The 13879-nt window shown below is 73.4% G+C and carries 9 protein-coding genes; 6 read left to right on the forward strand and 3 right to left on the reverse strand.

Annotation, left to right across the window (positions count from 1 at the left end):
• Window positions 1-88 precede the first annotated feature (88 nt).
• From ilvA to ACGFIG_RS06690, 3 genes are read right to left on the reverse strand one after another with little or no spacing between them, the layout of a single operon-like run.
• On the reverse strand, window positions 89-1309 hold the full coding sequence (gene ilvA, locus ACGFIG_RS06680) for a threonine ammonia-lyase (RefSeq protein ID WP_392999936.1): 1221 nt from the start codon (window positions 1307-1309) through the stop codon (window positions 89-91).
• 49 nt (window positions 1310-1358) lie between these two features.
• Entirely contained in the window at window positions 1359-2756 is a 1398-nt protein-coding gene (locus ACGFIG_RS06685) for an amidase (protein WP_392999938.1), read from the reverse strand.
• 16 nt (window positions 2757-2772) lie between these two features.
• Window positions 2773-3915 (reverse strand): cystathionine gamma-synthase, encoded by a 1143-nt coding sequence (locus ACGFIG_RS06690; protein WP_392999940.1) that lies wholly within the window; start codon window positions 3913-3915, stop codon window positions 2773-2775.
• Between the two features lie 148 nt (window positions 3916-4063).
• On the opposite strand from ACGFIG_RS06690, the gene ACGFIG_RS06695 reads away from it, so the two are divergent.
• From ACGFIG_RS06695 to ACGFIG_RS06720, 6 genes are all read left to right on the forward strand, one after another.
• Window positions 4064-6229: a S8 family serine peptidase gene (locus ACGFIG_RS06695; protein ID WP_392999942.1), complete on the forward strand. Its 2166-nt coding sequence runs from the start codon at window positions 4064-4066 to the stop codon at window positions 6227-6229.
• 181 nt (window positions 6230-6410) lie between these two features.
• Complete coding sequence (locus tag ACGFIG_RS06700) at window positions 6411-6821, forward strand: HIT family protein (RefSeq protein ID WP_392999944.1); 411 nt, start codon at window positions 6411-6413, stop codon at window positions 6819-6821.
• A 955-nt stretch (window positions 6822-7776) separates the two neighbouring features.
• On the forward strand, window positions 7777-8439 hold the full coding sequence (gene msrA, locus ACGFIG_RS06705; RefSeq protein WP_392999946.1) for a peptide-methionine (S)-S-oxide reductase MsrA: 663 nt from the start codon (window positions 7777-7779) through the stop codon (window positions 8437-8439).
• 359 nt (window positions 8440-8798) lie between these two features.
• The gene (locus tag ACGFIG_RS06710) at window positions 8799-10583 is read left to right on the forward strand and encodes an N-acetylglutaminylglutamine amidotransferase (RefSeq protein ID WP_392999948.1); all 1785 of its coding nucleotides are present in this window, start codon (window positions 8799-8801) and stop codon (window positions 10581-10583) included.
• A gap of 2 nt (window positions 10584-10585) precedes the next feature.
• On the forward strand, window positions 10586-12400 hold the full coding sequence (gene ngg / locus ACGFIG_RS06715) for an N-acetylglutaminylglutamine synthetase (RefSeq protein ID WP_392999950.1): 1815 nt from the start codon (window positions 10586-10588) through the stop codon (window positions 12398-12400).
• Window positions 12397-13581: an osmoprotectant NAGGN system M42 family peptidase gene (locus ACGFIG_RS06720; protein ID WP_392999952.1), complete on the forward strand. Its 1185-nt coding sequence runs from the start codon at window positions 12397-12399 to the stop codon at window positions 13579-13581. The genes ngg and ACGFIG_RS06720 overlap by 4 nt, the downstream gene beginning before the upstream one ends.
• Window positions 13582-13879 lie beyond the last annotated feature (298 nt).

Consider the following 13879-nt stretch of genomic DNA (forward strand, 5'->3'; position numbering starts at 1 on the left):
CGGGAGATCGACCGCCTGACCGGGCACCGGTCCGGTCAGGCGGCAACGACGACGAACGACGCGCCGAGGCGTGGCACCGGTCCCGGTGTCACGCCTCGCCGGCGAAGACGACCTGGTAGCCGCTGGCCCGCAACGCGCTGAGCAGCGTGTCGGAGTGCTCGACCCCCCGGGTCTCCACCGACAGGGCCACCTCCACCTCGCCCAGGCGCAGGTGCGGATTGGCCCGCTGGTGCTCCACGTCCACCACGTTCGCCCGGTGCTCGGCGATCTCGCCGAGCAGCGACGCGAGCTGGCCCGGGCGGTCCGAGCAGCGCACCGTCACCCGCAGGTAGCGCCCTGCGGCGGCGAGCCCGTGCTCGATCACCCGGAGCATCAGCAGCGGGTCGATGTTGCCGCCCGAGAGCACCGCCACCACCGGAGCCTGCACCTCGACGACACCCGCGAGCAGCGCGGCGACGCCCACCGCGCCGGCCGGCTCGACCACCTGCTTGCCCCGCTCCAGCAGCATCAGCAGGGCCCGGGAGATGTCCTCCTCGGACACCGTGACGATCTCGTCCACCAGCTTGCGCACGTGGGTGAAGGTGAGCTCCCCCGGCCGGCCGACGGCGATGCCGTCCGCGATGGTGCCGAACGTCGGGAGGCGTACCGGCTCGCCGGCCACCAGGGAGGGCGGGAAGGCGGCCGCCCCGGCGGCCTGCACCCCGATGATCCGCACGTCGGGCCGCAGCGCCTTGGCCGCCACCGCCATGCCGGAGACCAGCCCGCCGCCGCCCACCCCCATGATGATCGTCTTGACCTCGGGGCACTGTTCGAGGACCTCCAGGGCCACCGTGCCCTGGCCGGCGATCACGTCCCGGTGGTCGAACGGGTGGATCAGCGTCGCCCCGGTGCGCTCGGCGTAGGTCTGCGCCGCGACCAGGGACTCGTCGACGGTGTTGCCGACCAGCTCGACCTGTGCGCCGTACCCCTTGGTGGCGGCCACCTTCGGCAGCGGCGCGTTCACCGGCATGAAGACCGTGGCGTGCGTACCGACGAGGCCGGCGGCGAGCGCCACCCCCTGGGCGTGGTTGCCGGCGCTCGCCGCGACCACGCCGTCGGCCCGCTCGGCCTCCGACAGCCGGGAGATCCGCACGTACGCGCCACGCACCTTGTACGAGCCGGCGCGTTGCAGGTTCTCGCACTTGAGCCACGTCGGCCCGCCCAGCGCGGCGCTCAGCGGGCGGCAGGGCTCCAGCGGGGTGGTGCGGACGACGCCGGCGAGCAGTTCCCGCGCGGCCCGTACGTCGGCGAGACCGACCAGTTCCGTCATGCCCTGATCGTGCCACCCTCCGCCCGCGCCGACGCGGTACGCCACCTGTCTAGACAGCGGCGGGGATGCGGGGGTAGCCGGGGGCGTGCCGGGGCCAGGGCGCCTGCATCTCGAACTGGCCGGCGACGCCGAGGAGCAGCAGCTCGCTGCCGGGCGGGCCGATCAGCTGCACGGCGACCGGCAGCCCGTCGGGGCGACGGCCGACCGGCACCACCAGCGCGGGCAGGCCGGCGATGTTCCACGGCGCGGCGAACGGGGCGTACCGGATGCTGGCCAGCATGTTGGCCCGCCAGGACCGGCCGGACCAGCCCGTGGCCTCCGGCGGCACGGTCGCCAGGGCCGGGGTGAGCAGCAGGTCGATCGAGTGGTCGGCGAAGAAGCCGATCGAGCGCTCGCGCCAGGCGGCCCGGTCCGACTCCCGGACGTACCCGCGTCGCTGCGCCCACTCGCCGAGGGCGACGTGCCGGCGGCTGCGCCGCTGGAGGCCGCGCCGGTCCAACCCGGCGGCCCGGACGTCGGCGGCGGCCGCCGCGAACCAGGTGGCGATGCCCTGCAGGCCCAGCGCCGTCGGGTAGACCGGATCGGCCGGGACGGTGTCGTGGCCCGCGCCCGCGAGCAGCCGACCGGCGGCGGCGACGGCGTCCCGGTTGGGCGCGTCGGCGTGCACGCCGCGCACCGGCGAGCGCAGCGAGACGCCCACCCGCAGCCGCTGCGGCGGCACCAGCTTGTCGGGGCGGCGGCCGGCCAGCACCGAGAAGCCGACTGCCGCGTCGGCGACCGTGCTGGTCAGCACGCCGTGCTCGGTGAGGCCCAGCCAGTCGTCCGCGCCGAGCTGGCACGGGACCACCCCCCGGCCCGGCTTGAGCCCGATCAGGCCGCAGCAGGCCGCCGGGATGCGGATCGAGCCGAGGCCGTCGTTGCCGTGGGCGATCGGCACCAGGCCGGCGGCGACGGCGGCGGCCGCCCCGCCGGAGGAGCCGCCGGGGGTACGCCGGGTGTCCCAGGGGTTGCGGGTGACGGCCGTCTCGTCGTCGGTGACGGCCCACAGGCCGAGCTCCGGCATCCGGGTCACCCCGAGGATCACCGCGCCGGCGCCGCGCAGCCGGCGGACCACCTCGTGGTCGGCCTCGGCCACCGGCGTACGCACCGCGGCCGACCCGTTCCAGGTGGGCAGGCCGGCGACGGCGGTGTTCTCCTTGACCGCCACCGGCACCCCGGCCAGCGGCAGGTTGGCCAGGTCCTCCTGCTCGTCGACCTTCTCCGCCTCGGTGATCGCCGCCCCGCCGCGTACCGTGCGGAACGCGGCGAGGTCGGCGTCGACCCGGGCGGCGTGGTCGAGGTGGTCCGCGACGACCTGGGTGGCTGTGACGTCACCCCGCCGTACGCCCCGGGCGATCTGCTTGGCGGTCGCCCCCACCCAGGTCGGCATGATGTCCTGCACGGCCACCCTCCCTCACCAGCGGTCAGCCCAGCGCCTGCTCCAGATCGGCGAGCAGGTCGTCGACCGTCTCGATGCCGACAGACAGTCGCACGAGATCGCCGGGAACTTCAAGCGGCGAGCCGGCAGCACTTGCGTGTGTCATCCGGCCCGGGTGCTCGATCAGGGATTCCACGCCGCCGAGGGACTCGGCGAGGATGAAGAGCTTCGTCCGGTTGCAGATCTCGACGGCGTGCTCCTCGCCGCCGGCCGCCCGGAACGAGATCATCCCGCCGAACCGGCGCATCTGCTTCGCGGCCACCTCGTGACCGGGGTGCGCGGGCAGCCCCGGGTAGATGACCTGACCGACCTTGGCGTGCCTGTCCAGGTAGGACGCGATCCGCTCGGCGTTGTCGCAGTGCCGGTCCATGCGTACGCCCAGGGTCTTGATGCCGCGCAGGGTGAGCCACGCGTCGAAGGGGCCGTTGATCGCGCCCATCGCGTTCTGGTGGTAGCGCAGTTCCTCGCCGAGCCCGGCGTCGGCGGCGATCAGCGCGCCGCCGACCACGTCGGAGTGGCCGCCGATGTACTTGGTGGTGGAGTGCACCACCACGTCCGCGCCGTGCGCGATCGGCTGCTGGAGGTACGGCGACGCGAACGTGTTGTCGACGACCAGCAGGGCGCCCGCGTCGTGCGCGACACCGGCCAGCGTGGCGATGTCGGCGATGCCGAGCAGCGGGTTGGTGGGCGTCTCCACCCAGACGATCCGCGTCCGGCCGGGCTCGACGGCGGCCCGGATCGCGTCGGGGTCGGAGACCTTCGCCGGGGTGAAGTCCAGCCCCCAGCGCTCGGCCACCCGGGCGAAGAGCCGGTACGTGCCACCGTAGGCGTCGTCGGGGATCACCACGTGGTCGCCCGGCTTGCAGACGGCACGCAGCAGGGTGTCCTCGGCGGCCAGGCCGCTGGCGAAGGCGAGCCCGACCGGACCGCCCTCCAGCGCGGCGAGGCACTCCTGCAGGGCGTCGCGGGTCGGGTTGCCGGAGCGGCTGTACTCGTAGCCCAGCCGGGGCGCGCCGACGGCGTCCTGGGCGTAGGTGCTGGTCTGGTAGATCGGTGGGATCACCGCGCCGGTGCGGGCCTCGGGGTCCTGGCCGGCGTGGATGGCGAGCGTGTCGAAGCCGTGACTCATGCCCGGAACGTTAGTCGTCCGGTCCGCCGGGCGTATGAAACCCACCCGCGTCGCATCTGATCATGCGCTGGTGCGGCTCTGCCACCATGCGGGGAACCGCCGCGGAGGCGTTCCCCCCGCCTCGCGGCCGTACCCCCGAGGAGATCCCATGGCTCGTGTACCGCGCCGCCGCCTCCTGGCCGCAGCGGCGGTCTTTCTCCTGATCACGTCGGGCGGGCTGCTGGCGCCGCCGGCCCCGGCGTTCGCGGCCGAGAAGTTCGCCCCGGCTCCCGCCGCAGGGGTGGCCGACAGTTGGATCGTGGTGTTGCGCGGCGACGCCACGCGGGACGTCGACGGCAGCGCGCGCTCGCTGCTGCGCCGGCACCCCGGCGCGCTGGCCGCCAGCTACCGGGCCGCGCTGCCGGGCTTCGCGGTACGGATGTCCGCGGCGGACGCCCGCCGGCTCAGCCAGGAGCCGCAGGTGGCGTACGTGGCCCAGAACTCGCTGCTGGTCCCGCAGGACACGCAGACCACCCCGCCGTGGCACCTCGACTCCCTCGACCAGCACGGCGGCGAGTGGGACCGCTCGTACACCTACGACACCACCGGCCAGGGCGTGCACGCCTACGTCATGGACAGTGGGATGCGGCACACCCACACCGACTTCGGCGGACGGGCCACCGGGGACGTGAACTTCGTGCCGCAGGGCATCGACCAGTGGGGCACCGGCGACTGCTCCGGGCACGGCACGCGGGTGGCCGGCCTGATCGGCGGCCGGGTGCACGGCGTGGCGAAGGGCGTACGCCTGCACACCGTCCGGGTGGGCGGCTGCACGCCGGGGCAGGTCGAGTGGGCCATCTCGGCGCTCGACTGGATCGTCCGCAACGCGGTGCGGCCGGCGGTGGTGAACATGAGCCTGGCGACGACCGCGAACCAGGCGCTCGACGACGCCGTCAAGGCGGTGCTCGCCGCCGGCATCCCGGTGGTGGCCTCCGCCGGAAACCACGGCCGGGACGCGTGTGGCTTCTCCCCGGCCCGGGTGCCGGACGTGATCACCGTGGGCATGGTGCACGCCCTGCGGGACAGGTTGCCCAACTCGAACTTCGGCCCGTGCGTGGACCTGTTCTCCTTCGGCGAGCAGGTGTCCACCGTCACGCAGGTCAGCGACACCTCCACCACCACCGACTTCGGCGGCACCTCGGCGGCCGCGCCCATCGTCACCGGTGCGGTGGCCCGCTACCTGCAACGCTTCCCCACCGCCTCGCCACGGACCATCGCCGCGCGGCTGGCCGACGAGGCGACCCGGGACCGGATCGTCGACCCGGCCGGCGCGCCCAACCTGGTGCTGCACGCCGATCCGGGCGGGCCGGGCAACGACGGCTTCTCGGGACGGTACGCCGACGTCAACGGGGACGGCCGCGACGACGTCGTCAGCTTCACCCGGGGAACCTCCGCCGACGTGCACGTGGCGCTGTCGAACGGTGCCAGCTTCGGCGCGGCCACCGTCTGGCACACGTACTTCGCCGCCGGCCAGGAGTTCCCCGTGCTCGGGGACGTCAACGGCGACGGCCGCGACGACCTGATCACCTTCACCCGGGGCAACGCGGCGGACGTCTACGTCGCGCTCTCCACCGGCACCTCGTTCGGGGCGTCCCAACGCTGGCACACCTGGTTCGCGGCCCTCAGGGAGACCCCGGTGGTCGGTGACTTCAACGGTGACGGGCGGGCCGACATCGCCACGTTCGTCCGGGAGGACGTCCGGGACGTCTACGTCGCCCTCTCCGACGGCACGCAGTTCGTCGGCACCGGCGTCCGTTGGCACGCCGACTTCGTCGGCGACGACGACATCCCGCTGGTCGGGGACGTCAACGGGGACGGCCGGGACGACGTCGTCGCGGTCGACCGCTTCACCGGTCACGCGGTGAACGTCGGCCTCTCCACCGGCAGCGGTTTCGTGCTGTCGTACCAGTGGCTCGACTACTTCCTCAACCTCGGCACCAGCGAGGTGCCGGTGGTGGGCGACTTCGACGGCGACGGACGCGCCGACCTCGCCGCGGTCAACCTCAACCAGGGGTACGTCGACGTGGCCCTCTCCGTCGGCAACCGTTTCCTGCCGCGTACCCGCTGGGCCTGGAGCTTCCCGGCCGGTGGCGCGATCCCGGGTGCCGGTGACTTCACCGGCGACGGCCGGGCCGACATGGTCGCTTTCAGCCGGGGGGCCGTGGCCCACGTGCACGTCGTCCGGTCGGCCGGCGGGTACTTCACCGACCTGCGCCGCTGGCACGACAACTTCGCCGGTGGCACCGCGGTCCCGATGCCCGCCAGCCTCTGGTGAACGCGCGCCCGGGCAGGACCGGACAGGGCCTCTCTGACGCGTCCTCTCGAGCAGGGCACCCTGGCCGGGGGTGAGACGGGCGGAGCAGGGCACCCCGGGTCGGGGGCGAACCGAGCCGGGGACGGGCACCCCGGGCCGGCGGGAGGGCGCGCTCGGCCGGCGGCGGCATTACCCTGCCGGGGTGAGCGGGTGCGTGTTCTGCGGGATCGTGGCGGGCGAGGTGGCGGCTTTCCGGGTCGCCGACGAACCGGACGGGGTGGCGTTCCTCGACACCCGGCCGGTCTTCAAGGGGCACGTGCTGGTCGTGCCGCGCACCCACCTGATCACCCTGGCCGACCTGCCCGCCGAGGCCCTGGCCGGCTACTTCGGCCTGGTACGCCGCCTCGCGGTGGCCGTGGAGGCCGGTCTGGGGGCCGGCGGCACGTTCGTGGCGATGAACAACCGGGTGTCCCAGTCCGTCCCGCACCTGCACACCCACGTGGTGCCTCGGACCAAAGGTGACGGGCTGCGCGGTTTCTTCTGGCCGCGCACCCGCTACGCCGACGACACCGACGCCGGGACCTACGCCGCCCGGATCACCGCGGCCCTGTAAGGCGACGTCCCTCCCACCGGCAGACCGGAAGAGCGGGGCGAGACGGCGGGACGGCGAGACGGTGGGAGGCGACGGGCGAGGGCACCAGCCACCCGCACGGCCCGCGCCGCCCGCACGGTCCACGCCGATGCCGGTGAGCGCCACGCGCCCACCCCGGCGCCCGCTGCGACGCGAACACCACAGGCATCTTCGGGATTGGCACGCTGCGCGCCCAGCCCGAACCGGAAGTCGGCCACCGCAGCAGTCACGGAGAGCAACGATGAAGTAAGTCACGTTCGGTAATGGCGTCTCGCCGACGCCGACAACCCATCTTCTCGCTTTGCTCTGCAGCCACATCCGCACCACCACGCTGACGTGCACCGACAGCATCGACGGCTTCACGCGCGCCCGAGGCGACCATCACTGAGAGCTACTGGTGCGTATGCGGCTGCAGAGCAAAGCGCTCGGCGCCGGGTTTGCCTTGGAGACAAACGTCGTCACCCACAGTGGCGACACCGCAACGTGAGCCCCATCGTGCACTTCAGGCTGACGACCGGTCGGACGGCGGCGAGCGGAGGATGGCGAGCGGAGGGCGGCGAGCGGAGGAGGGCGGCGAGCGGAGGGCGGAGGCGGAGGCGGAGGGCGGCGGCCGGAGGGCGGAGGCGGAGGGCGGCGAAGCGGAGGACGGCTGAGCAAGGGCGGCAGGGGCCACAGCGGCCGGCAGGCGGTAGGCCAGCGGGCAGCCGGCCAGCGGCGGGCGCGGGCGGCGGCCAGCGGCGGGCGGCGGCCAGCGGCGGGCGGCGGGCGGCGGCGGGCGGCGGGCGGCGGCCAGCGGCGGGCGCGCGGCGGGCAGCGGGCAGCGGGCGGGCGCTGGCCGGCGACGGGTGGCGGTTGCTGTCTGAGTGCGGGTGGAGCGGGTAAGGATGGCGGGTCCGGCGGTGTTGCACGCTGGGAGAGGTACGAGAGGAGTCCCACTGTGTTCCTGCGCCGCGTGAAGGCCGAACTGCCCACCCCCGACCAGGCCCTGCCGGGCCGCCCGATCGCGATGCCGATCGCCGACCGGCACGAGGTGCTGGGCACCCCGCTCAAGGGCCCCTTCCCGGAGGGCTCGCAGGTGGCCGTCTTCGGCATGGGCTGTTTCTGGGGCGCCGAGCGGCTGTTCTGGACCCTGCCGGGCGTGATCACCACGTCCGTCGGCTATGCGGGCGGCATCACGCCGAACCCGACGTACGAGGAGGTGTGCTCGGGCATGACGGGGCACGCCGAGGTCGTCCAGGTCGTCTACGACCCGACCAGGATCAGCTACGAGGATCTGCTGAAGGTCTTCTGGGAGAACCACGACCCGACCCAGGGCATGCGCCAGGGCAACGACGTGGGCACCCAGTACCGGTCGACGATCTACGTGACCACCGACGAGCAGCTCGCCACCGCGCAGGCGTCCCGGGAGGCGTTCGCGCCGATCGTGGCGCGGGCCGGCAAGGGCGAGATCACCACGGAGATCGAGCGGCTCGGCAACTACTACTTTGCCGAGGATCTGCACCAGCAGTACCTGGCGCCCACGAAGAACCCGAACGGTTACTGCAACCACGGCCCGAACGGGCTGAGCTGCCCGGTTGGTGTCGCCCGCACCTCGGGCTGAACCCGGCGCACCACCATCGGCACGGCACATGGGGCCGGCGCGGCTGATACCGCGCCGGCCCCGTGCCATCTGGGGAACTGACCGTCCGGGCGGACGGCCGGCCAGGGCCAGGCCGCGCCGGGCCGCCGGGGGCGCTGGCCTGGGACGGGTACGTGGTGCGTGGAGAGCGGCGCCGCGCGGGAATGAGCGGTCGATCACATCTGCGTCGGGTGGAAAAACGCCCCTGCCGGCACTCTTGACGCGATCTGCCATCATGACCAACGCGTGCCGTGGCAAAACCGTGCAGTGTAGCAAATCTTCAAGAAACTGTTATCAGCCCAACGGGCAATCCTCGCTGGCCTCTGGCAGCATTGTCTGGCATGTGCGGACTTGCGGGAGAGTTCCGCCGTGACGGCTCACGCGCCGACGTGACGGCGGTGGAGCGCATGGCGGCCACGATGAGCGACCGGGGGCCCGACGACAGCGGCGTCTGGGCCCAGGGCCCGACGGCCCTCGGACACCGACGCCTGAAGATCATCGATCTCTCCGCCGCCAGCGGGCAGCCGCTGGTCGACCCCGGCGCGGGACTGACCGGCGTCTTCAACGGCTGCATCTACAACTACCGCGAGCTGCGCGCCGAACTCCAGGCGAAGGGCCACCAGTTCTTCTCCTCGGGCGACAGCGAGGTCGTGCTCAAGGCGTACGCCGAATGGGGGCTCGACTTCGTCGACCACCTGATCGGCATGTTCGCCGTGGCGATCAGCGAGCGGGACACGGGCCGGCTGGTGCTGGCCCGGGACCGGCTCGGCATCAAGCCGCTCTACCTGGCCGAGACGCCCGGTACGGTGCGCTTCGCCAGCACCCTGCCCGCGCTGCTGGCCGGGGGCGGCGTCGACACCGGCATCGACCCGGTCGCGCTCGCGCACTACCTGAGCTTCCACAGCATCGTGCCGCCGCCGCGCACCATCCTGCGCGGGGTCACCAAGCTGCCTCCGGCGACCGTACGGGTCTACGAGGCGGACGGCCGCACCTCCGAGCGGGTGTACTGGGATCCGGCCTTCACCCGCTCCGCCGAGCGGGCCGGCTGGTCCGAGAAGGACTGGCAGGACGCCCTGCTGGAGTCGCTGACCACCGCCGTACGCCGGCGGATGGTGGCCGACGTGCCGGTCGGCGTGCTGCTCTCCGGCGGCCTCGACTCCAGCCTGGTGGTCGCCCTGCTCGCCGGGGAGGGCCAGCGCGGCCTCTCCACTTTCTCCATCGGCTTCGACGCGGTCGGCGGCCGGGAGGGCGACGAGTTCCGCTACTCCGACCTCGTCGCGAAGACGTTCGACACCGACCACCACCAGATCCGGGTGGCCGCCGCCGACCTGGTGCCGCCGCTGGAGGCGGCCGTCGCCGCGATGTCCGAGCCGATGGTCAGCCACGACTGTGTGGCGTTCTACCTGCTCAGCGAGGTCGTCTCGCAGCACGTCAAGGTCGTCCAGTCCGGCCAGGGCGCGGACGAGGTCCTCGGCGGCTACCACTGGTACCCGCCGCTCGCCCGGGTCGGCCGGGAGCAGGCGCTCGACACGTACGCCAGGGCGTTCTTCGACCGGGACGCGGCCGGGCTGGCCCGGGTGCTGAACCCGGCCTGGCTGACCGACGGCGACCCGGCGCGGGAGTTCGTGGCCGCCCACCTGGGCCGCGCCGGCGCCGAGACCGCGGTGGACGCCGGCCTGCGCCTCGACACCCAGGTCATGCTGACCGACGACCCGGTCAAGCGGGTGGACAACATGACGATGGCGCACGGGCTGGAGGCCCGGGTGCCGTTCCTCGACCACGAGTTCGTCGAGTTGGCCGCGAGCTGCCCGCCGGAGCTGAAGCTGGCGCAGGGCGGCAAGGGGGTGCTCAAGGAGATCGGCCGCCGGGTGCTGCCGCACGAGGTCATCGACCGGCCGAAGGGCTACTTCCCCGTCCCGGGCCTCACCCACCTGGAGGGCAAGCTCCTCGACCGGGTACGCGACGCGCTCAGCGCGCCCGAGGCCCGCCGCCGCGACCTGTTCCGCGCCGACTACGTCGACGCCCTGCTCGCCGACCCGAACGCCGAACTGACCCCGTTGAACGGAAACAAGCTGTGGCAACTCGGACTCCTGGAAATGTGGCTCCAGAGCCACGGAATCGACTGACCGTGACCGACACCCTGGCGACCGGCGCGGCCCGGACCGACCGGTCGCGCCACGGCCGGCGACGGGAGCGGGTGGGCCCCGGCGGCGATCCGATGGCGGCGGAGCCGGCGGAGGTGCCGGCCCGCGAGGGCGACAGCGACGTGGTGCTGGACTGCGGCTGGGGGCGGCTCGTCTTCGGGCAGACCTTCGCCGACCAGGCCGCCGTCGCCGCCGTGCTGCGTTCCGAGGCCGCCGGCTCCCGGGACATCTGCATCTACCTGCGCGACCCGCACGTGCTGGTGTCCCGGCTCCCCGACGAGCTGTTCATCGATCCGTCCCTGACCTACCGGCTGCCGCTCGTCGACGGCGGGCCGACGGGGGACGGCGACGTGCCGGGGCTGACCGTCCGCCCGCTGGCCGACGCCGCCGACGCCGAGGCGGTGAACCGGATCTACGCCTGCAACGGCATGGTCACCGCCGGAGTCGACGTGCTCGTCGCCAACGCGCGTACCGACCGGTTCCTGCACCTGGTCGCCGAGGACGTCACCGGCGAGGTCGTCGGCACCATCACCGGCGTCGACCACGTCGCCGTCTTCGACGACCCGGACAACGGCGCCAGCCTGTGGTGCCTGACCGTCGACTTCAACAGGGCGCCGCCGGGCACCGGCCAGGCGCTGATCACCGCGCTCGCCGCCCGGCTGGTCGAGCGGGGCCGGGCGTACGTGGACCTGTCGGTGCTCGCCGAGAACGCCGGGGCGATCCGGCTCTACGAGCGGCTCGGCTTCTACCGGACGTCGACGCTCTGCGTGAAGCGGAAGAACCCGATCAACGAGCGGCTCTTCCTGCCCGCCATGCCCGAGGGGTACGACCGGCTCAACCCGTACGCGAAGATCGTCGCCGACGAGGCGATGCGGCGCGGCATCCGGGTGGAGGTCACCGACCCGGACTGGGGCGAGCTGCGGCTGAGCAGCGGCGGGCGGACCATCCTGACCCGCGAGTCGCTGTCGGAGCTGACCTCGGCGGTGGCGATGAGCCGCTGCGACGACAAGCGGGTGACCCGCCGGATCCTCACCGAGGCGGGGCTGTCCGTGCCGCGCGGCCGGACCGCCACCGGCGACGACCGCGACGCCGCCTTCCTCGCCGAGGTCGGCCAGGCGGTCGTCAAGCCGGCGCGGGGCGAGCAGGGCAACGGCATCACCGTGGGGGTACGCACCCCCGAGGCGCTGACCGCCGCCGTCGAGCTGGCCGCCCGGTTCTGCCCGGACGTGCTGATCGAGGAGATGTGCGCCGGCGAGGACCTGCGCGTCGTCGTCATCGACCACGAGGTGGTGGCCGCCGCGGTCCGGCGTCCCGCCTCGATCACCGGCGACGGGGTGCACGACATCGCCGACCTGATCGAGCGGCAGAGCCGCCGCCGGGCCGCCGCCACCGGTGGCGAGTCCCGGATCCCGCTCGACGACATCACCCGCGACGTGCTCGCCGAGGCCGGCCACGAGCTGCACGACGTGCTGCCCGAGGGGCAGGTGCTGGCCGTACGCAGGACCGCGAACCTGCACACCGGCGGCACCATCCACGACGTCACCGCCGAGCTGCACCCGACGATCGCCGAGGCGTGCGTGACGGCCAGCCGGGCCCTGGACATCCCGGTCACCGGGCTGGACCTGCTGGTCGGCGCCCCGGACCGCCCGGAGCACGTCTTCATCGAGGCCAACGAGCGGCCCGGCCTGGCCAACCACGAGCCGCAGCCGACCGCCGAGCGCTTCGTGGACCTGCTCTTCCCCGGCACCCGCGCACCGCAGCGACTCTGGACCCCGGCCGGCCCTGGAGGTGCCGCGTGAGCCCGAGACCGCTGGAGATCGACCTGGAGTACCTGCGCCAGGTGCTGGTGGAGCTGCTGGAGATCCCCAGCCCGTCGGGGCGTACGGACCACGTGCAGCAGTACGTCGGGGAGCGGCTCTCCGCCCTCGGCATCCCCTCCACGCTGACCCGGCGCGGCGCGCTGAGCGCCTGCCTGCCCGGCCCCCGCTCCACGGGTGCCGACCGGGCGATCGTGGTGCACACCGACACCATCGGCGGCATGGTCAAGCGGCTGAAGGAGAACGGCCGGCTGGAGCTGAAGACGATCGGTACGCACAGCGCCCGGTTCGCCGAGGGCGCCCACGTGCGGATCTTCACCGACGACCTGGACCGGGTGATCACCGGCCAGGTGCTGCCGCTGAAGGCCAGCGGCCACCGCTACAACGACGACGTGGACCTCCAGGGCGTCGGTTGGCAGCACGTCGAGGTCCGGGTCGACGAGCCGGTCTCCGACATCGCCGGGCTGCGCGCCCTCGGCATCGACGCGGGCGACTTCGTGGCGTTCCTGCCCAACCCGACGATCACCCCCAGCGGGTACGTCAAGTCCCGGCACCTGGACGACAAGGCCGGAGTGGCCGCCGTCCTCACCGCCCTCAAGGCGATGGTCGACGCCGGCGTACGCCCGGCGGTCACCGCGCACCTGCTGGTCACCGTGACCGAGGAGATCGGGCACGGGGCGTCGCACGGGCTCGACCCGGACGTGGCGGAGATCGTGTCGGTGGACGCGGCGGTGGTGGCGCCCGGCCAGCAGTCCCGCGAGGACGCGGCCACGCTCGCCATGGGCGACGGGGTGGGGCCGTTCGACTACCACCTGACCCGCAACCTGGCCTCGATCGCCGCCGAGCACGGGGTGGACCTGGTCCGGGACGTCTTCGAGTACTACCGCTCGGACGTGGCGGCGGCCGTGGAGGCCGGCGCGCACGCCCGGGTGGCGCTGCTCGGTTTCGGCGTGGACGCCACCCACGGGCACGAGCGCACCCACCTGGAGGGCCTGCGCCAGCTCACCCAACTGCTCTGCCTCTACCTCCAGAGCGACCTGGTCTTCCCCGAGTGGGACGCCGAGCCGGAGGGCGACCTGGCCGACTTCCCGTCGCTGGCCGTGCAGCCGGCCAGCGAGGAGGGCCCGCGCGAGGGCCCGATCGGCATCGCCGAGAACGCCTGAGCGCCGACCCGCCATTCCCCGCCGCCGTGTGATCGAAATCCGTTGCCGGGGACCTGAGGGGTGGATAGCGTGGCGGTACACGGGAAAGGAGGTGGTCCAGACTTGTATAGCAATCGGACTCGTGAGGTGGCTGTCCGCTAGCCGCTGTCCTCGACAGTAAACTCGTCCGCCGCGAGGCGGGCACAGCACCATCGTCGAGACCGTGTGGCAGCGGTGCGGCGAAACCACGACAGCCACCCGACCCCCGGGGTGCCGGCCCAGTCCAGCCGGCCCGCGCGCGAGCGCGGAAGCCCCGGGG

Source organism: Micromonospora sp. NPDC049048 (assembly GCF_043197615.1).
Taxonomy (GTDB): Bacteria; Actinomycetota; Actinomycetes; order Mycobacteriales; family Micromonosporaceae; genus Micromonospora.

Coding starts and splice junctions, on each gene's coding strand:
- ilvA (WP_392999936.1), bottom strand. CDS start 1,309: ATGACGGAACTGGTCGGTCTCGCCGACGTACGGGCCGCGCGGGAACTG.
- ACGFIG_RS06690 (WP_392999940.1), bottom strand. CDS start 3,915: ATGAGTCACGGCTTCGACACGCTCGCCATCCACGCCGGCCAGGACCCC.
- ACGFIG_RS06695 (WP_392999942.1), top strand. CDS start 4,064: ATGGCTCGTGTACCGCGCCGCCGCCTCCTGGCCGCAGCGGCGGTCTTT.
- ACGFIG_RS06710 (WP_392999948.1), top strand. CDS start 8,799: ATGTGCGGACTTGCGGGAGAGTTCCGCCGTGACGGCTCACGCGCCGAC.